The organism is Micromonospora sp. CPCC 205561 (assembly GCF_036906775.1).
Classification (GTDB): domain Bacteria; phylum Actinomycetota; class Actinomycetes; order Mycobacteriales; family Micromonosporaceae; genus Micromonospora.
Genome location: NZ_JBAKHV010000029.1, coordinates 37,486 through 54,129, shown reverse-complemented (window position 1 = coordinate 54,129; position 16,644 = coordinate 37,486). Strand labels below are relative to the sequence as shown.

Genomic DNA, 16,644 nt, shown 5'->3' with positions numbered 1-16,644 from the left:
GTTCGACAGGGTGTCGAGCCGGTGTAGAGTCACCGGGCATGACACCCGCCCGTACGGCCAACGAGAGCGCCACCGGGCGCGGCCGGCGCGCGGCGCGCTCCGCCGGTGACGAGCGGGAGCTGGCCATCCTGGCCACCGCCGAGCGGCTGCTGGGGCAGCGGGCCTTCGCCGACATCTCCATCGACGACCTGGCGCGGGGCGCGGGCATCTCCCGGCCCACCTTCTACTTCTACTTCCCGTCGAAGGACGCGGTGCTGCTGACGCTGCTGGACCGGGTCACCGAGGAGGCCGACGCCGCCGCCGGGGACGTGCTGGAACGACTGGCCGAGGACCCGCCGGCGCGCTGGCGGGAGCTGATCGGCCGGTTCCACGAGACGTTCGGCGCGCACCGCGCGGTGGTGCTGGCCTGCGCGCAGGTGCGCGGCACCAACGCCGAGGTGCGCCGGCTCTGGGCGGCCGTGCTGGAACGCTGGACGCACGCTATCGAGACCGCGATCGAGGCCGAGCGGCGGCGCGGCGCGGCCCCCGACGGCGTGCCGGCCCGCGACCTGGCCGTCGCGCTCAACTCGATGAACGAGCGGGTCTGGTACGCCACGTTCGCCGGCGACGGGCCGGCGGTGGCGGAGGGCCAGGTGGTCGACGTGCTGCGCGACGTCTGGCTGGCGGCGATCTACCGCGGCACCACCGCCCCGCCGGCCTGAACCCGCCGGGCGCCCGGCGGGCTGTGCCGGCACGACGTGGCGGTCGTGCCCGCCCGCCCACCCGACTAACGTTGGTCGTCACCCGTCGGCGCCGACCGGCCCGGGCCCCGCGTCACCCTGGAGGAGACATGAGCCTGACCCGCACCGCGTTCTCGGCCGAACTACGGGCCGCCAGCAGGGAGGCCCACCAGGGTGCCGAGTCCCAACGGTACGTCTCCGCCCTGATCGCCGGGGAGCTCGACCGCGCCGGGTACGCCGCGCTCGTCGCGCAGCACCACGTGATCTACGAGGCGCTGGAGGCCGCCGCCGAGGCGATGCGCCGCGACCCGCTGGCCGGCCCCTTCGTCGACGACGCGCTGACCCGGCTGCCCGCCCTCGCCGCGGACCTGGAGTTCCTGCACGGGCCCGACTGGCGCGCACGGATCGAGCCGACCCCGGCGACGCTCTCCTACGCCGGGCGCCTCCGCGCCGTCTGCGCGGGCTCACCGGAGCGCTTCATCGCCCACCACTACACCCGCTACCTCGGCGACCTCTCCGGCGGCCTGTACATCGGACGGTCGCTCGCCCGGCACCACGGGCTGACCGGGGACGCCGGCGCGGCGTTCTACCGCTTCGACCGGATCGGCGACCCCAGGGCGTACAAGGACGCGTACCGGGCCAGGCTGGACGACCTCCCGCTGGACGGGGCGGGACGAGCCACGCTGCGGGCCGAGGTGCTCGTGGCGTACCGGCACAACACCGAGGTCCTCGCCGCCCTGTCCCACCTCGTGCCGGCCACCGACGCGGAGGTGGCCGCGTGAGCGCCCCGTTCGGCCCCGACGTGGTCGCCGCCGTCTGTCGGCACATGAACGACGACCACCCCGAGGACTCGCTGCTGATCTGCCGCACGCTCGGCGGGCACCCGGCGGCCACCCGGGCCCGTAGCACCGGCCTGGACGCCGAGGGGATGGAGTTCGCCGTCACGGTGGACGACATCGAGGTGCCGGTGCGGGTCGCGTTCGCCCACCGGCTGACCGAGCGCGCCCAGATCCGGCAGGAGGTGGTGCGCATGTACCGGGAGGCGTGCCAGCGGCTCGGGCTCCCGCCGCGCCCGGCCGGCTGACCGCCGGGGAGGTCCCCCTGACCGGGGGGACCGCCCCGGACGCGTCAGGCGGCGGTCGCCCGGGTGAAGTCCATGACCCAGTTGGTCTCCCAGCTCCGCTCCCCGTCGGTGGAGAACGCCTGCTCCCAGCGGCAGGACGTCGCGGTGACCGCCGACCAGAGGAACCGGCAGCGCACCGGGCGCCCCTCGTCCACGTCGTCGGCGAGGAAGGTGCCCACGCCGTCGGTGAACCGGCCGACCACCGGCGGCAGCTCCAGCAGCCCGCGCCGGCTGTTCATCCAGTAGATCGACCAGGTCCCCGTCACCGGGTCGTGGATCCGCACGGTGGCGCCGGAGAAGCCCCTCGTCGGGAAGGTGATCTCGTCGAAGCTGCCGGCGCCGCCGAAGAAGCTCCGGGCGACGGAGACGCCGGGGAACTCGTCCCAGTCGTCGCCACCCACGTGCCGCTCACGCAGCCGCCGGTTGGCCACGTGCCAGGAGCCGTCGAGGAAGTCGAAGTCGCCCATCAGCGTCCCACCGGCCCCTCGGCGCGGTTGTCGGCGAGCCAGCCGGGCAGGTCGGGGCGCCGCGGCGCCAGCACGTGCCGGATCCAGGCGGCGCGCTCGTGTTCCAGCACCCCCAGCTCCCAGACGCAGCCCGCCCAGGGGCGGTCCAGCTTTACGAAGCGGGTCGGGTCGTCGTCCGGGCAGTCGAGGGCGGGCTGGCCGGCCGCCGCGATGCGCACCTCGACCACGTTGTCCCAGACCCAGCTGTACGCCAGCAGGTACGCCCCGGTGTCGGCGCCCCGGTGCAGCACCACCCAGCCCGCCGTCGGCGTGCCGTCACCGGGGCCGGCGGGCAGCAGGCGGGGCAGCACCGCGTACGCGGCCCGCTCCACCGCCGGCTCGATCCGTTGCCGCGGCTGGTCGACGTGGTAGCGCTTGAGCTGACGGCCGGCGACCGTCACCGGCTCCGGCGCCCGTAGTTCCTTGTCGTGAAAGGTCATGCCCGGACGGTACGGACGCTCCACTGACAACTACTGTCAGCGAAGTGCGCGCGAGTCGGCTCCTCTCCCTCCTGCTGCTTCTCCAGGCCCACGGGCGGATGACCGCGGCGCAGCTCGCCGAACGGCTGGAGGTCTCCACCCGCACCGTCTACCGCGACGTCGAGTCGCTGCACGCCGCCGGCATCCCGCTCTACGGCGAGGCCGGGCACGCGGGCGGCTACCAGCTCGTCGACGGCTGGCGGACGAGGCTGACGGGGCTGACCGCGCAGGAGGCGGAGCGGCTCTTCCTCGCCGGGTTGCCCGGTCCCGCCGCCGAGCTGGGTTACGGGGCGGCGGTGGCCGCGCTCCAGCTGAAGCTGCACGCCGCGCTGCCGCCCGAGCTGGCGGACCGGGCCGCGCGGATCCAGCAGCGCTTCCACCTGGACACCCCCAACTGGTACGCCGACGGTGACGCCTCGCCGCACCTGGCGCAGGTGGCCGAGGCGGTCTGGCGTCAGCGGCGGATCGCGGTGCGCTACCGCAGCTGGACCGGCGAGGTCGACCGGGTGCTGGAGCCGTACGGGCTCGTCCTCAAGGGTGGGCGCTGGTACACGGTCGCCGGCCGGTCCGGGCGGGACGGGCCGGCCGCCTACCGGGTCAACCAGATCCTGTCGCTGGCCGCCCTCGACGAGGAGTTCCCGCGCCCGGCGGGCTTCGACCTGCCGGGCTGGTGGCGGGCGCACGTGGTGCGCTTCCGGGCCGGCCTGCACCGCGACGACGCCACGGTCCGGCTCTCCCCCCGGGGACGCGGCCGGCTCCGGGAGATCGCCAGCGAGCTGGTGGTCGCGGCCGTCGACGAGAGCGCGGGTCCGCCCGACGACGCCGGCTGGGTGAGCGCCGTCGTCCCGATCGAGTCGCTCGCCCACGCCCACGGCGACCTGCTGCGGCTCGGCGCGGACGTGGAGGTGGTGGCCCCGGCGGCGCTGCGCGAGCGGCTCGCCGCCACCGCCGCCGACCTCGCCGCTCTCTACGCCCCGCGCCCGGCCGGGCGCGACGCCGGCGGGCGGGTCCCGGCCTGAACCGCACCCTCCAGGCCGGACGGTGGTGGGGCGCCGGTTGTCGCCCGGTTGTGCGACCCTGGGGGCGACTGCCCGGGTCACGGGAGGTGATGGCCACGTTACGGCTCCGCGAACTCGTCGCCGTGTCCGGCACCGCCCCGGTGACCCTGGAGGTTCCCGCCGGCGCCTGCGCCGCCCTGGTCGCCGCCCCGCCCGTCGGCACCGCCGTCGCCCGGGTGGTGAGCGGGTTGGCCGCCCCGCTCACCGGCCTGGTCCTGGTCGGTGAGCGCGACGTCACCGCCCTGCCGCCGCCGCGCCGGCGCGTCGCGTACGTGCCGGCCGGGGGCGCGCTGCTGCCCCACCTGACCGTGCGCCGCAACATCGCCTACGGCCAGCGCCGCCGGGAACGGGTGCGGCAGGTGGCCGACGACTGGACGGCGGCGGTGGTCGACCGGCTGGAGCTGGCGCCGACCCTGGCGTTGCGGCCGCACCTGCTGTCGGAGGCGCAGCGGTTCCGGGTGGCGCTGGCCCGGGCGGTGGTCTGCCTGCCCGAGGTGCTGGTGGTCGACCTCCCGTCCGGGCCGGCCGACGGGGGGCGCCTCACCGACCTGGTCGGCCGGCTCTCGCCACCGGACACGCCGGGGGTCGCGGTGCTGGTCTGCACGGCCGACCCGGGCGCGCTGCCCGACGTGCCCGTCGCCGCCGAGGTGGGCGCGTGACGCCGGCGGGGCGGCTGCGCCGCCGTACCCTGTTGCGGGCCGCCGTCGCCGCGACCACCGCGACCACCGCCGCCGGCTGCGCGGGGGCCGACCCGGCGGTCCAGGTCGCGGTGGTGTGGAACGGTGGGGAACTGGCCCGCTTCCGCGAGGTGGTGAAGGGCTACGGCAGCGGCGTGCAGGTGATCAGCGCCGGCAACGACATCGACGCGTTCCTGCGCGCCCGCAAGCTCGCCGGCACCAGCCCCGACGTGGCGATCCTGCCCAGGTCGGGGCTCGTGATCGAGTACGCGCGCAGCGGCTGGCTGCGCGAGCTGAGCCCGGCCAGCAGCTACGCCGTCCCGCCGGGCATGGCCGACCTGCTCTCCGTCGGCCGCCGGCCCTACGGCGTCTGGGTGAAGGCGGCCCACAAGTCGCTGTTCTGGTACTACCCCTCGACGGTGCCCGATCCGCCCCGCACCTGGGACCAGCTGGTGGCGCTCACCAAACGGCTCGGCGCCCGGGCCCGCGCGGGCGACGGCCCGGCGCCGCTGGCGATCGGCGCGGCCGACGGCTGGGTGCTCACCGACTGGTTCGAGAACGTCCTGGCCGACGTGGCGACGACCGAGGAGTACGAGGCCCTGGCCCGGGGCGAGGCCGACTGGCGGGGCCCGCCGGTGCACGCGGCGCTGGACCGGCTGGCCGAGCTGTGGAGCGTCGCCGGGGCGTTCCCCGGCGGCGGGCGACGGGCCCTGCTCACCCAGTACGAGGAGTCGGTGATCCAGGTCGTGCACCACCGCCGGGCCGTGCTGCTCTTCGAGGGCGACTTCGTCGACGACGTGGGCCGCCGCTTCCAGCGGGGCTCGGAGCAGGTGGAGACGTTCCGCTTCCCGGCCTCCCGGGTGGCCGACAGTCCGCTGATCGTCGGCGGCGACGCGGCGGTGGCCTTCGCCGGCTCGACCAGGGGCGTCGAGCTGGTGCGCTGGCTCAGCGGCGGGTCCGCGTTCACGCCGTGGCTGCGCGCCGGGGGCTACCTCTCCCCCAACGTGTCGGTGCCGCTGGCGGAATACCACGACCCGGTCCGCCGGCGCCTCGCCGCCGAGCTGCGCACGGCCGGGGTGGTGCGCTTCGACCTCTCCGACCGGCTGCCGGGGCCGCTCACCGGCTCCGACGGGGTGGGCATCTGGCGGATCATGCAGGACTTCTTCGCCGACGTGACCGACGGGGTCACGGCCGGCGAGGCGGCGCGGCGGGCCACCCGGCAGCTGACGACGGAGGCGGCCCGGCAGGCGGAGGCGGCCCGGCCGACGGAGAGCGGCCGGTGAGCCGGGTGCTGGGTGAGCTGGCGGTCCTCGACGACGTCGGGCCGCCGCGGCGGGGACGGGCCTACCCGGCCACCGGGGCCGCCTCGGCGCTGCTGCTGCCGGCCCTGCTGCTGCTCGGTGGGCTGTTGGCGTGGCCGGTGCTGCGGACGCTGCACGCCAGCGTCACCACCGAGGGCCACTGGGTGGGCACGACGCACTTCCGCACCGCGCTGTCCGCCCCGGACACCGGCGCCGTGGTGGGACGCACCCTGCTCTGGGCGCTCGTGGTGCCGGCCGTGGTCACCGTGCTGGGCTACCTGCTCGCCGCCGCCTCGCGCCGCCCGCAGGAGGGTGGACTGGTCCGGCTCGTGCTGGTGGTGCCGACCGCGCTGCCGCTGGTGGTCACCGGGGTGACCTTCCGGCTGATGTACGACCCCGACCCGGAGCGCGGGGTGGCCACCCTGGTCGCCGCGGCGCTGACCGGCCGGCCGGGGGCCGCCGCGCCGCAGCTGCTCGGCCCCGGCCTGGTCACGGTCGCGCTGATGTCCGCGTTCGTCTGGGCATGGGTCGGACTGGCCGTGCTGGTGTTCCGGGCCGCTCTCGACGCCGTCCCGCCGAGCCTCGCCGACGCGGTGCGCGCCTACGGCGGCAACCGCCGCGACGTGCTCTGGGACGCGCAGTGGCGGCCCCTGCTGCTGCGTACCGTGGCGGTGGTCTTCACCCTGGCGGCGCTCGGCACCTCCCGGACGTTCGACCTGATCCTGGTGATGGCGCCCGGCTCGGTACGCGACGAGGCGTCGGTGCTCGCGCTGCGGGTCTGGCAGACCTCGAACGGCGCCACCACCGGCGAGGGCGCCGCGCTCGGGGTGGTGTGGCTGGTCGCGGTGGTCGCCGGCATGCTGGTGGCGGCCCTGTTCGTGCGGCAGGCGTGGCCCCCGCCACGGGACCCGGTCGAGGTCGCGCCCGCGCCGGCGGCGCCCGCCCCGCGCCGGCTGACCCGGCTGCTGGCGGTGGGCGCGGCGCTCGCCTGGCTGGTGCCGCTCGGCGTACTGCTGGCCACCTCGCTGCACTCGACGGTGGACGCGGCTGCCCGCGGCTGGTGGCGCGGCCCGCTGAGCCTCGACTCCTACCGGGACCTGGTCACCGGCTCCGAGCTGTGGCGCACGCTGGGCTTCACGCTGGTGCTGGCGACGGTGGTCACCGCCGCGGTGCTGGGCGTCGCGCTGCTCGCCGCCTACCCGCTGGCCTGGCTGACCGGGCCGCCGGCGCAGGCCACCGGGCTGCTGCTGATGGCCGCCAGCATCGTTCCGGTGCAGGTCATCGCCGGGCCGGTCAACGAGGTGCTCGGCGTGGTGCTCTCCTCGGGCACGGCACGCGGCCTCGCGCTGGTGCACGTCGCGCTGGGCGTGCCGTTCGCCGTGCTGGTGCTGCGCAACGCGTTCGCCGATCTGCCCGCCGAGCAGGTACGCGCGGCCCGGCTGGGCGGGCGGCACTGGTGGAGCACCCTGCGGCTGCTCGCCCGGCACAACCGCCCCGCCGTGGTCGCCGTCGCGGTGCTGGAGTTCGTGCAGGTCTGGAACGACCTGGTCGTCGGCCTGCTGTTCAGCGGCCCCGGGGCGGCGCCGCTGGGGCTCTTCCTGGCCGGGCAGACCCGCGGCTTCGTGGCCAACAGCGGGGCGCTCGCCGCCGGCTCGGTCATCGCGTCGGTCCTGCCGGTGCTGCTCGTGGTGCTGGCCCGTCGCCAGCTCGTCGCCGGCCTGGTCGCCGGGGGCCTGCGGTGAGCGGGCCGGGACCGGCCCGCCGCTCGCGGCGGCCGCGCCGGCTGAGCCTGCTGCTCGCCATCGGCGGCGTGGTCGGCGGGACGGTCAGCGCGGTACTCGGCAACGTCACCGGCAACCTGCTCTCGGAGCTCTCCGTCGCCCAGCTCGGCTCGGCCAGCGCCGGGGTGATCGTGCTCGGCCTCGCCGCCGCCATGCTCGTCGAGTGGCGCCGGCAGCGGCAGCCGCCGGCGACGCCGGACGACACCGAGGCGGCGCCGGCCGCCGGGGCGCCCAACCTGCCGTGGCCCGCCGGGTTCACCGGCCGGGACGGGCACGTCGACGCGATCGGCGAGCTGCTGTCGAAGGAACACGCCGTCGCGGTGGTCGGGCGACGCGCCGTCGGCACCTCGTCCTGCGCGCTCCAGGCCGCCACCCTGCGCCGGGAGGACTTCCCCGACGGCCAGTACTACCTGGACCTGCGCCGGGGCGGTCGGGCGCACGACGCCCGGCAGGTGCTGGCCGCGCTGGCCCGGGTCCTCGGCACCCGCCCGCCCGCCTCGGGGCGCGGCGACGACCTCGCCGACGCCGCCGACGAGCTGAGCGGTCAGCTCGACGGCCGCGCGATCCTGCTGGTGCTGGACAACGTGGACGACCCGGCCCAGGTCCAGCCGCTGCTGCCGCCGACCGCGCGGACGTGCCGCCTGCTGCTGGCCGGCACCGGCGCGCTGGCGGCCCTCGACGGCGTGGTGGCGCACGGGCTCGCCGAGCCGGACGCGGACGACGCCGTGGAACTCTTCGCCGCCGCGGGCAGCACCGCGCCCGTCGCCCGACCGCACCGGCCGGACCCGCGCACCGATCCGGCGGTGCGCGCCGTCGTCGAGCTCTGCGGCCGGCAGCCCCGCACGGTCGCCGAACTCGGCCGGCGTACGGCCCAGCACGGCTGGCGGCACGCCGACGTGCTCGACGCGCTGCGCCGCGCCGTCGACACGCCCCCGCACCAGCACCTGGCCCCCTCCCCGGCGACCCTGCTGGTGACCGCGCGGGACATCGCGTACCACGCGCTGGGCGGCGAGGCGCGGCGGCTGTGGCGGCTCATGTCGCTCAGCCCGGTGCCGCTGGACCGACCGACGATCGCGGCGCTCGCCGGGCGTCGCCCCCGCCGGGTCGCCACCCTGCTGCACGAGCTGGCCACCGGGGGGTTCGTGACCGGCGCGCCCGGGGACCGCTACGAGGTGCGCCCGCTGCTCGCCCCGTACGCCCGGATGCACCTGCGCGACGCCGAGCCGGCGCGGCGGCGGGTCGCGGCCCAGGCCCGGCTCACCCGGCACCTGGCCCGCCGGGCCGAGCGGCACGCCGCCGGCCTGGCGGTCGCCGCCTCACCGGGGCGGGAGCCGACGCTGGCGCTGGACGACGACCCGTACGGCTGGTTCGGCCTGCACCAGGAGCTGCTGCTGGCCGTGGTGAAGGTTCCGGCGGGCGCGGTGGAGACCCTGCCCCGGCGGGTGCGCCGCTGGTGGTTCCGGCTGGCGGTGGCGCTGTGCGGGTGGTTCGCCCACGCCGAGCGGCTCGACGAGTGGGCGGAGGTGTGCCGCACGGTGCTCGCCACGCCCACCGCCGACGACCGGCCGGAGATCGCCGGCTGGGCGCACAACGAGCTGGGGGTGCTGCGCCGCCGCCGGCACGATCCGCAGGGGGCGGCCACGGCGCTCAGCCTGGCGGTGGCGGAGCGGGGCCGGCGCGGCACCGCCCAGGCGCGGATGAACCTCGGCCTGGTGCTGCTCGACCTGGGGCAGCTCGACGACGCTGTGGAGCACCTGGAGCTGTCGCGGCGGCACCGCTCCGCGGCGGACCGGGCGGGGCACGCGCTGACCGACCTCGGCCTGGGCGCCGCCCGGCTGGCCCGGGGCGAGCTGGAGCCCGCGCACCACCACCTGGTCCGCGCGGCGAACGCCTTCCGCGCGCTCGGTGACGCGCGGGGCTACGCGGCGGCCCTGACCAACCTGGTGCTGGTGCACGCCGGGCTCGGCGAGCACCTCGACGCGGCGCAGTCGTGGCGGGCGGCGCTGCGCGAGTACGACTCCGTGACGGACCCGACGAACCGGGCCGCCGCGCTGCTCAACGCGGGGGCCGCGCTGCTGGCCGCCGCGCCGGCCCAGGCACGGCAGGCGTACGGGCTGCTGGAGGAGAGCCGGCTGGTGCGCGGCGGTCGGCCGACGGCCGGGCTGGGGCGCACGCTGCTGCACCTGGGCGACGCGGCGGCGGCCCTCGGCGACGCCGAGCAGGCCCGGCGGCACTGGACGGAAGCGGCGGGCGTGTGCGAGCGGGCCCGGGACGCCGACGGCCGGGCCGCGGCGGACGCCCGCCTGGCGAGCGGCGGAACGCCGGCCTGAGCGGAGCCCCTGCCGCGTCCCGCCGCGCCCGTCGGCGGCCGGGGCTCAGCCGTCCAGCCGCCGGACCATGTTCATGATGGTCTCCACCTGGGCACCGCCCTTGATCGGGTAGTTGGTCGCTCCCAGGTAGCCCCACCAGTCCCAGCAGCCGTTCGGGTTCGTGACCGCGCTCACCGCCTGGGGATAGAGCACGATCAGGTTGTTGGTGTCGGCGTACTGGTTGAGGTTCGCCCGGTCGACGAACGCGGTGCCGACCTTGGAGTGGCCCTGGAGGCAGCCGTGCAGGGCGACCAGCAGCCGGCACGACTGCCCGGCGGCGCAGGACGCGGGCACGTAGGCGAAGCCGTTTCCGTCCATGCTCAGCGCGCCGGCCAGGCCGTTGACCGCGTAGGTGTGCTGGCTGAACCGGATCAGGGTGCCGCTGAGCGGGCCGGTGTTGGCCGCGCCGACCCCGCCGAGCAGCTTGCGCAGCAGGGCCTGCTGCGGGTCGGTGCCGCAGTCGTTGAGGAACGGCGAGGCGGTGGCGGTGCACCCCGCCGTGCCGTAGGGGGTTACCCAGGCGTGCCCGGCCGGGGAGCCGCTGTCGTACTGCACGCTGGCGCCGAAGTGCTGGTAGTAGCGGACCAGGTCGTCGGTGACGGACTTCTTGACCACGGTGTCGTTGCCGCCGTGGAAGACGTACACGGGATCGCCGGAGAGGTTGCCGACCGGGTCGACCCAGCCGTAGGAGGCCCACGTCCGGGTGTACGCCTGCAGGGCGGAGACGTTCGTCGGGTACAGGTTGTCGCCGCAGCCGTTGAGCGCCTGGGCGACGTTGTTCTGCGCGCAGTAGTACGGCCCCGCGGCGAATACGGCCGCGCCCCGGATCCGGGACGAGTAGGCGACGTGCAGCTGGGTGGCGAGGTAACCGCCGGAGGAGACGCCGGCGACGTACACGCCGGAGACGTTGTAGGGGCGCAGCGACCCGGCCACCGGGGCCTTGGTGGCCGGGGTGGCGGCCTGGGCGGGGGCCGCGGCGAGGAGGAGCAGCAGGGCGGTGACGAGGGCGGCGCAGGCCCTCAGAGGTCTGATCATGGCGCTCTCCTGTCCGGGAGCGGCGGCGGTGGTGCCGGCGTGCGCCGACGCTAGCGTGACGTCACACACAGCGACCACGGGTGGCGTCGACACCCCCGGCGGCGGCCGGGTGTCGACGATCGACACCCGGCGGCCGACGACTGCCCCGACGGCCCGGCCCATCCGGCCATTGCTCAGGTGTTGACCTAAGCATCGCGGGACGGCATACTTAGGTACATGCCTAAGCGATCGGGTGATCGGGACGGGGCGGTCGGGGGGAGCCTCGACGGGGTCTTCCACGCACTGTCGGATCCCACCCGCCGCAAAGTCGTCGAGCGTCTCGGCCGGGGGCCGGCCACCACCAGCGAGCTGGCCCGCGCGTTCGACATGGCGCTGCCGTCGTTCACCCAGCACCTGGGCGTCCTCGAACGCTCCGGCCTGGTGACGTCGGAGAAGAAGGGGCGGGTGCGGACCTACCGGCTCACGCCCGAGCCGCTCGACGGCGTCGACACCTGGCTCGCCGGGCAGCGCGCGCTGTGGTCCCGGCGCCTCGACCAGCTGGACGCGTTTCTCCACGAACTGAAGGAGCAGCAGAAATGACCGCATACACCACGGACCCGCAGGTCGACCTCGTCCTGGAGCGCACCGTCGACGTCGCGCCCGAGCTGGTGTGGAAGGCCTGGACCACGCCCGAGCTGCTCGTGAAGTGGTTCGCTCCGCGGCCCTGGTCGACCTCGGCCTGCGAGATCGACCTGCGCCCGGGTGGCAGGTTCCACACCGTCATGCGCTCGCCGGAGGGCGAGGAGTACCCGAGCACCGGCTGCATCCTGGTGGCCGAGGAGAACAGGACGCTGGTCTTCACCTCCGCGCTGGGCCCCGACTTCCGGCCGCAGCCCGCCGGGGACGGCCTACCGTTCACCGCGGTCGTCAGCATCGAGCCCGCCGGAAGCGGCACGAAGTACACCGCCACGGCGATCCACGCCGACGCCGCGGCGAAGAAGGCGCACGAGGAGATGGGCTTCGCCGAGGGCTGGGGCGCGGCGCTGGACCAGCTCGTCGAGGTCGTGAAGACCCGCTGAACGAACGCCCACCCGGTCGCCTGACGGGCGGTGGCGGGGCCGGCCCTCTCCCGACGGCCCGCCCCGCCACCGCCCGTCAGGCGTCAGCGGGGCGTCAGCCGAGCAGTTCGCGCCAGGTCGGATGGTTGCCACGCCAGGCGCTGGCGAGAATGGCAGCCGAGGTCCGACTCGGGCACTCCTGCACCTTGGACCGGCCCGATGCGCCGCCGATCTGTACCTGCACGTCCCAGCGCTGCCCGTCCGTACGGACATAGACGTCCCGGCGCCCGCGGGTAGTCGTGTCGCCGTTCCACCAGTGCTCTTCAACCCTCACCCAGCGACCGTATAGCAATCCTCCCGCAGGCGGTACGGCCGAGCCTCCCCCACGACCGCCGACGAGCCCCGGTGAGCTGCGCCGGCCCGGCTCCCGCCCCGGGGACGGGCCGCCCAGCCAGGGCCAGACGCACACCAACCTCCTCCGATCACCCGAGGGGCCGTGCACCACCGGCCACTCATCGAGGACCTTCCGTCGTGACTGTCGGTCAATTTCCGATACGGACGGTGCCCGGGGGGTGCCGGCAGTCGTCGCCCGCCGCGGGCAACGCTGTGGTGCGGGACACATCCGCCCCGGCGCGACCCGGTGTCGCCTCTGCGCCCCACGGTGGGCAGGAGCGACGGCGGTCGGGACCGGCGGCCATGATGGAGGGGTGGATGTCGAAGCGGTGACGGCCGAGGCCGCCCGGCCGGTGCGATGGCCGGTACTCGTGCAGAGCTGGCACGACCTGGCGTTCGTGCACTGGGCGGTCGACCCGGCGGTCGTCGCGCCGCTGCTGCCACCGGGCACCCGCCCGGACGTCCTCGACGGGCGCACGTACGTGGGCCTCATCGGGTTCCGGATGGTCCGGCTCGGCCCGCTGGCGGGGCCGGGCCTGCCGTACCTGGGAACGTTCTGCGAGACGAACGTCCGGCTGTACAGCGTCGACGGCGCCGGCCGGCGGGCGGTCGTGTTCCGCTCCCTGGACGCGTCCCGGCTGCTGCCGGTCCTGGTGGCGCGGGTCGGGCTGGGGCTGCCCTACATGTGGTCCAGGATGCGCCTGCGGCGCGACGGCGAGGTGCGCACCTACACCTGCCGGCGACGCTGGCCCGGGCCGCGCGGTGCGGCCAGCCTGCTCAGCGTGCGCGTCGGCCCGGTGCTGGCCGAGCCGAGCCCGCTGGAGCACTTCCTCACCGCCCGGTGGGGCCTGCACGTGCACGCCCACGGGCGGACGCTGCACATGCCCAACGTCCATCCGCGGTGGCCGCTGCACCGGGCCGAGCTGCTGGCCCTCGACGACGAGCTGGTGCTCCGGGCCGGCCTGCCGGCGCCCGGGACGGAGCCGGTCAGCGTCCTGTACTCACCGGGCGTCCCGGTCCGCTTCGGCGCACCCACGACCGTCCGCGTCGGCGGTGCCGGTCAGGCCGACTCACCGGGGGCCAGGAAGCGGTAACCGGGCACCGTCTCGGCGAACCAGCCGTTCACGCTGGCCAGGCCGCGCTCGTTGAGCTGGGCGTCGTGGATGGGGAACACCCGCTCGGCCCCGACGGCGACGGCGAAGTCGATCGCCTCGGTGAGCTTCAGCCAGGACGCCTGCGCCGGGACGAGCAGCGTCCGCACCGGCCCGTCGGGCCGGTGCAGGGAGTCGCCGGGGTGGTAGACGTCGTCCCCGACGAGGTAACCGAGGTTGACGCAGTCCGGCTGACCACCGTGGATCGTGGCGTGCCGGCCGCCGACCGCGCGCACGGCGAGGCCGGCGGCGGTGAAACACTCACCGGCGCGCACCCGGGTCACCGGCAGCGGGGCCAGGTCGGGCAGCGCGGCGCCCTCCGGCGCGAGGACCGGCACGCCGAGGCCCGCCAGCCGCAGCACGTCCACGTGGTCGGTGTGCTCGTGGGTGACGAGCACCGCGTCCGCGGCGGCCAGCGCACGCGGTTCGCTCCAGGTGCCGGGGTCGACGACCAGCACGCCGCCGTCGTGCTCCAGCCGGACACAGGAGTGGGTGAACTTCGTGATCCGCACCCGCCGACCGTACGCCGGTGGCCCCTCGGGCTCGGCCCGCACGGGCCCGAGGCTCCGTCCGCCCGGATCTTCGTCGGGCGGGCGTGAGAGGCTGCGGGACGGGAAGGAGTGCCGACATGAGCGACTACGGCCATCCGCTGGCCTTCGGGGCCTTCCTGACGCCCGGCAACGCCGATCCCGGGCGGGTGGTCGGCCTCGCCGTGCTGGCCGAACAGGTCGGGTTCGACCTGGTCACCTTCCAGGACCACCCCTACCAGCCCGCGTTCCTCGACACCTGGACGCTGATCAGCTTCGTGGCCGCCCGCACCTCCGCGGTGCGCCTCGCCGCCAACGTGACGAACCTGCCGCTGCGCCCGCCGGCCGTACTGGCCCGCAGCGTGGCCAGCCTCGACCTGCTCAGCGGTGGCCGGGTGGAGCTGGGCCTGGGCGCCGGCGCGTTCTGGGAGGCCATCGAGGCGATGGGCGGGCGCCGGCTCTCCCCCGGGCAGGGCGTACGGGCCCTGGCGGAGGCGATCGACGTCATCCGCCAGGTCTGGGACGTCGACGCGCGCGGCGGCGTCCGGGTCGAGGGCGAGTTCCACCGCGTGGTCGGCGCGAAGCGGGGCCCCGCGCCCGCCCACGACGTGGGCATCTGGCTCGGCGCGTACAAGCCGCGCATGCTGGCCCTGACCGGCCGGCTGGCCGACGGGTGGCTGCCGTCGCTGGGCTACCTGCAACCCGGCGACCTCGGCCGGGGCAACGGGATCATCGACGACGCCGCGCGGGGGGCCGGCCGGGACCCGGCCGACGTACGCCGGCTGCTCAACGTCACCGGCCGCTTCGCCCCCGTCGGGCGGGGACCGCTGGACGGCCCCGCCGAGCAGTGGGCCGAGGAGCTGGCCGACCTGGCGCTCAGCGACGGGATCAGCACGTTCATCCTGGGCAGCGACGACCCGGAGGACCTGCGGCGCTTCGCCGCCGAGGTGGCCCCCGCCGTACGCGAACTCGTGGCCGGCGAGCGCGCGGTGGCCGCCGCGCCCGCCCCCACCACCCCGGTACCGACGAGCGTCCCGGCGGTGCCGGCGGCCGGGCGCCGCCCGCCCGCCGGCGCGGGGGCCCTCGCCGTCGTGGCGACGCCCGACGACGGCACCCGCCGCAGCGCGATCCGGGTCTGGGACGAGGGTGCCCGGCCCACCGGCCCCGCGCCGGACCCGGCGCGCACCTACACCCCGCACGACCAGGCCGGCGCCCAGCACCTCGTGGACGTGCACGACGGGCTGCGCGCCGAGCTGGCCCGCCTGTACGACCTGGTGGAGCAGGTGGGCGCCGGGCTGCTCGACGCGGGCACCGCCCGCTCCCACATCAACACCATGACGATCCGGCAGAACAAGTGGACCCTCGGGACGTACTGCGAGTCGTACTGCCGGGTCGTCACCACCCACCACACGCTGGAGGACCGGGGGATCTTCCCGCACCTGCGTCGCGGCGACGCCCGGCTCGCCCCGGTGCTCGACCGGCTGGAGCAGGAGCACCACGCCATCCACGACGTGCTGGAACGGGTCGACCGGGCGCTGGTCGCGTTCGTCTCCGTCTCCGACGGGATGGCCGAGCTGCGCGCGGCGGTCGACCTGCTCAGCGACACGCTGCTGTCCCACCTCGCGTACGAGGAACGGGAGCTGGTCGAGCCCATCGCGCGGCTCGGGCTGGGCTGAGCCGCCGGCGCGCGGTGCCGCCACGGCGCGGGACCGGGCCTGCCGCGACGGCCCGGGCGGGGACACCGCCGAGGTGCCGGCGGCCGCCCGGGCGGGCGGTCCCTACATCCGTGCGCCGGCGGCGGCCGGCCGCCGCATCGCCCAGAGGTCGGGACCGCCGTCGGGCACCCGCGCCTGACCGGTGACGGCGAAACCGAGCCGCCGGTAGAAGCGCACGTTCGGCTCCGACGAGGTCTCCAGCACCGCCGGCAGACCGGCCCGGTCGGCCTCGGCCAGGCCGGGCCGCAGCACCCGGGCGCCCAGCCCCCGGCCCTGGTCGGCCCGGCGCACCCCGACGGTGGCGAGCAGGAACGCCGGCTCGGCCGACCGCAGCGAGGCGGTGGCCTCTTCGGCGGCGCGCAGTGCCGGCCGCCGGTCGCCGGCGAGCTCCGCGTTGCGCGCCGCGACGCCGGCCCAGACCTCGTCCGGCACCGGCCGGTCCGGACGCAGCCAGACCGCCACCGCCGCCGGCCGTCCGGCGGCATCGACCGCCGCCCAGACGTCACCGTAGGGCAGCCCGACGGCGTCGACGGTCCCGGCGAACATCGCCTCCAGCCGCTCCCGGTGCCGGTCGGCCGCCACCGTCCAGGCCATCCAGGGGTACCCGTCGAAGGCGTCGGCGAGCACGGCCGCCGCCCCGGCGACCGACGCCGGCCCGATCCGGCTCACCTCGAACCCCATGCCGTCCTCCTCGCGCGCCGCCACCGGCCGGCGCAGTGCGCGAGCATGTCACGGCAGTCGGGGCCGACGCCCGCGATTATCGGGCTCGCCGG

18 protein-coding genes are annotated in these 16,644 nt (G+C 76.2%); 12 read left to right on the top strand and 6 right to left on the bottom strand.

Annotation, left to right across the window (positions count from 1 at the left end; translation table 11 throughout):
- Positions 1–38: 38 nt before the first annotated feature.
- The 3 genes from V6V16_RS16920 to V6V16_RS16910 all read left to right on the top strand — a co-directional run bounded on the left by V6V16_RS16920 (position 39) and on the right by V6V16_RS16910 (position 1,803).
- Complete coding sequence (locus tag V6V16_RS16920) at positions 39–701, top strand: TetR/AcrR family transcriptional regulator (protein WP_334563186.1); 663 nt, start codon at positions 39–41, stop codon at positions 699–701.
- A gap of 128 nt (positions 702–829) precedes the next feature.
- The gene (locus tag V6V16_RS16915) at positions 830–1,501 is read left to right on the top strand and encodes a biliverdin-producing heme oxygenase (RefSeq protein ID WP_334563185.1); all 672 of its coding nucleotides are present in this window, start codon (positions 830–832) and stop codon (positions 1,499–1,501) included.
- Complete coding sequence (locus tag V6V16_RS16910) at positions 1,498–1,803, top strand: DUF2470 domain-containing protein (RefSeq protein ID WP_334563184.1); 306 nt, start codon at positions 1,498–1,500, stop codon at positions 1,801–1,803. The genes V6V16_RS16915 and V6V16_RS16910 overlap by 4 nt, the downstream gene beginning before the upstream one ends.
- 44 nt (positions 1,804–1,847) lie before the next feature.
- On the opposite strand, the gene V6V16_RS16905 is transcribed toward V6V16_RS16910, so the two are convergent.
- Both V6V16_RS16905 and V6V16_RS16900 read right to left on the bottom strand, forming a co-directional pair.
- Entirely contained in the window at positions 1,848–2,309 is a 462-nt protein-coding gene (locus V6V16_RS16905) for a hypothetical protein (protein ID WP_334563183.1), read from the bottom strand.
- Entirely contained in the window at positions 2,309–2,788 is a 480-nt protein-coding gene (locus tag V6V16_RS16900; protein WP_334563181.1) for a hypothetical protein, read from the bottom strand. Before V6V16_RS16900 ends, V6V16_RS16905 begins: the two co-directional genes overlap by 1 nt.
- Before the next feature lie 44 nt (positions 2,789–2,832).
- Here V6V16_RS16900 and V6V16_RS16895 point away from each other — a divergent pair, with 44 nt between their 5' ends.
- From V6V16_RS16895 to V6V16_RS16875, 5 genes are all read left to right on the top strand, one after another.
- On the top strand, positions 2,833–3,846 hold the full coding sequence (locus V6V16_RS16895; RefSeq protein ID WP_334563180.1) for a helix-turn-helix transcriptional regulator: 1,014 nt from the start codon (positions 2,833–2,835) through the stop codon (positions 3,844–3,846).
- Positions 3,847–3,935: 89 nt separating this feature from the next.
- Positions 3,936–4,544 (top strand): ATP-binding cassette domain-containing protein, encoded by a 609-nt coding sequence (locus tag V6V16_RS16890; protein WP_334563179.1) that lies wholly within the window; start codon positions 3,936–3,938, stop codon positions 4,542–4,544.
- Entirely contained in the window at positions 4,541–5,845 is a 1,305-nt protein-coding gene (locus V6V16_RS16885) for an extracellular solute-binding protein (protein WP_334563177.1), read from the top strand. Before V6V16_RS16890 ends, V6V16_RS16885 begins: the two co-directional genes overlap by 4 nt.
- Positions 5,842–7,605 (top strand): ABC transporter permease, encoded by a 1,764-nt coding sequence (locus V6V16_RS16880; protein ID WP_334563176.1) that lies wholly within the window; start codon positions 5,842–5,844, stop codon positions 7,603–7,605. Before V6V16_RS16885 ends, V6V16_RS16880 begins: the two co-directional genes overlap by 4 nt.
- On the top strand, positions 7,602–9,974 hold the full coding sequence (locus V6V16_RS16875) for a tetratricopeptide repeat protein (RefSeq protein WP_334563174.1): 2,373 nt from the start codon (positions 7,602–7,604) through the stop codon (positions 9,972–9,974). The genes V6V16_RS16880 and V6V16_RS16875 overlap by 4 nt, the downstream gene beginning before the upstream one ends.
- 45 nt (positions 9,975–10,019) lie before the next feature.
- On the opposite strand, the gene V6V16_RS16870 is transcribed toward V6V16_RS16875, so the two are convergent.
- Positions 10,020–11,048 (bottom strand): extracellular catalytic domain type 2 short-chain-length polyhydroxyalkanoate depolymerase, encoded by a 1,029-nt coding sequence (locus tag V6V16_RS16870; protein ID WP_334563172.1) that lies wholly within the window; start codon positions 11,046–11,048, stop codon positions 10,020–10,022.
- Positions 11,049–11,264: 216 nt separating this feature from the next.
- Between V6V16_RS16870 and V6V16_RS16865 the strand changes: the two genes are divergently transcribed.
- The gene (locus tag V6V16_RS16865; RefSeq protein ID WP_334563171.1) at positions 11,265–11,627 is read left to right on the top strand and encodes an ArsR/SmtB family transcription factor; all 363 of its coding nucleotides are present in this window, start codon (positions 11,265–11,267) and stop codon (positions 11,625–11,627) included.
- Complete coding sequence (locus V6V16_RS16860; protein ID WP_334563170.1) at positions 11,624–12,106, top strand: SRPBCC family protein; 483 nt, start codon at positions 11,624–11,626, stop codon at positions 12,104–12,106. Before V6V16_RS16865 ends, V6V16_RS16860 begins: the two co-directional genes overlap by 4 nt.
- A gap of 94 nt (positions 12,107–12,200) precedes the next feature.
- Here the strand turns inward: V6V16_RS16860 and V6V16_RS16855 are convergent, their stop codons facing one another.
- A complete protein-coding gene (locus tag V6V16_RS16855) occupies positions 12,201–12,419 on the bottom strand; it encodes a hypothetical protein (protein WP_334563167.1) in 219 nt (72 codons plus the stop codon).
- A gap of 373 nt (positions 12,420–12,792) precedes the next feature.
- Between V6V16_RS16855 and V6V16_RS16850 the strand changes: the two genes are divergently transcribed.
- The gene (locus V6V16_RS16850; RefSeq protein WP_334563166.1) at positions 12,793–13,572 is read left to right on the top strand and encodes a YqjF family protein; all 780 of its coding nucleotides are present in this window, start codon (positions 12,793–12,795) and stop codon (positions 13,570–13,572) included.
- Here V6V16_RS16850 and V6V16_RS16845 read toward each other — a convergent pair.
- Positions 13,539–14,141 carry an MBL fold metallo-hydrolase gene (locus tag V6V16_RS16845; protein ID WP_334563164.1) on the bottom strand — a complete coding sequence of 201 codons (603 nt, stop codon included), beginning with the start codon at positions 14,139–14,141 and terminating at the stop codon, positions 13,539–13,541. The genes V6V16_RS16850 and V6V16_RS16845 overlap by 34 nt on opposite strands.
- Positions 14,142–14,257: 116 nt before the next feature.
- On the opposite strand from V6V16_RS16845, the gene V6V16_RS16840 reads away from it, so the two are divergent.
- Positions 14,258–15,832, top strand: coding sequence for an LLM class flavin-dependent oxidoreductase (locus V6V16_RS16840; protein WP_334563162.1), 1,575 nt, complete (start codon positions 14,258–14,260; stop codon positions 15,830–15,832).
- Between the two features lie 102 nt (positions 15,833–15,934).
- Here V6V16_RS16840 and V6V16_RS16835 read toward each other — a convergent pair whose 3' ends face one another.
- Positions 15,935–16,552 carry a GNAT family N-acetyltransferase gene (locus V6V16_RS16835; protein WP_334563160.1) on the bottom strand — a complete coding sequence of 206 codons (618 nt, stop codon included), beginning with the start codon at positions 16,550–16,552 and terminating at the stop codon, positions 15,935–15,937.
- Positions 16,553–16,644: the final 92 nt, after the last annotated feature.

Bases quoted from the DNA above. Each gene is read 5' to 3' on its own strand.
- V6V16_RS16835 (WP_334563160.1), bottom strand. From the start codon at position 16,552: ATGGGGTTCGAGGTGAGCCGGATCGGGCCGGCGTCGGTCGCCGGGGCG.
- V6V16_RS16870 (WP_334563172.1), bottom strand. From the start codon at position 11,048: ATGATCAGACCTCTGAGGGCCTGCGCCGCCCTCGTCACCGCCCTGCTG.
- V6V16_RS16865 (WP_334563171.1), top strand. From the start codon at position 11,265: ATGCCTAAGCGATCGGGTGATCGGGACGGGGCGGTCGGGGGGAGCCTC.
- V6V16_RS16890 (WP_334563179.1), top strand. From the start codon at position 3,936: ATGGCCACGTTACGGCTCCGCGAACTCGTCGCCGTGTCCGGCACCGCC.
- V6V16_RS16920 (WP_334563186.1), top strand. From the start codon at position 39: ATGACACCCGCCCGTACGGCCAACGAGAGCGCCACCGGGCGCGGCCGG.
- V6V16_RS16905 (WP_334563183.1), bottom strand. From the start codon at position 2,309: ATGGGCGACTTCGACTTCCTCGACGGCTCCTGGCACGTGGCCAACCGG.
- V6V16_RS16900 (WP_334563181.1), bottom strand. From the start codon at position 2,788: ATGACCTTTCACGACAAGGAACTACGGGCGCCGGAGCCGGTGACGGTC.
- V6V16_RS16840 (WP_334563162.1), top strand. From the start codon at position 14,258: ATGAGCGACTACGGCCATCCGCTGGCCTTCGGGGCCTTCCTGACGCCC.
- V6V16_RS16860 (WP_334563170.1), top strand. From the start codon at position 11,624: ATGACCGCATACACCACGGACCCGCAGGTCGACCTCGTCCTGGAGCGC.
- V6V16_RS16915 (WP_334563185.1), top strand. From the start codon at position 830: ATGAGCCTGACCCGCACCGCGTTCTCGGCCGAACTACGGGCCGCCAGC.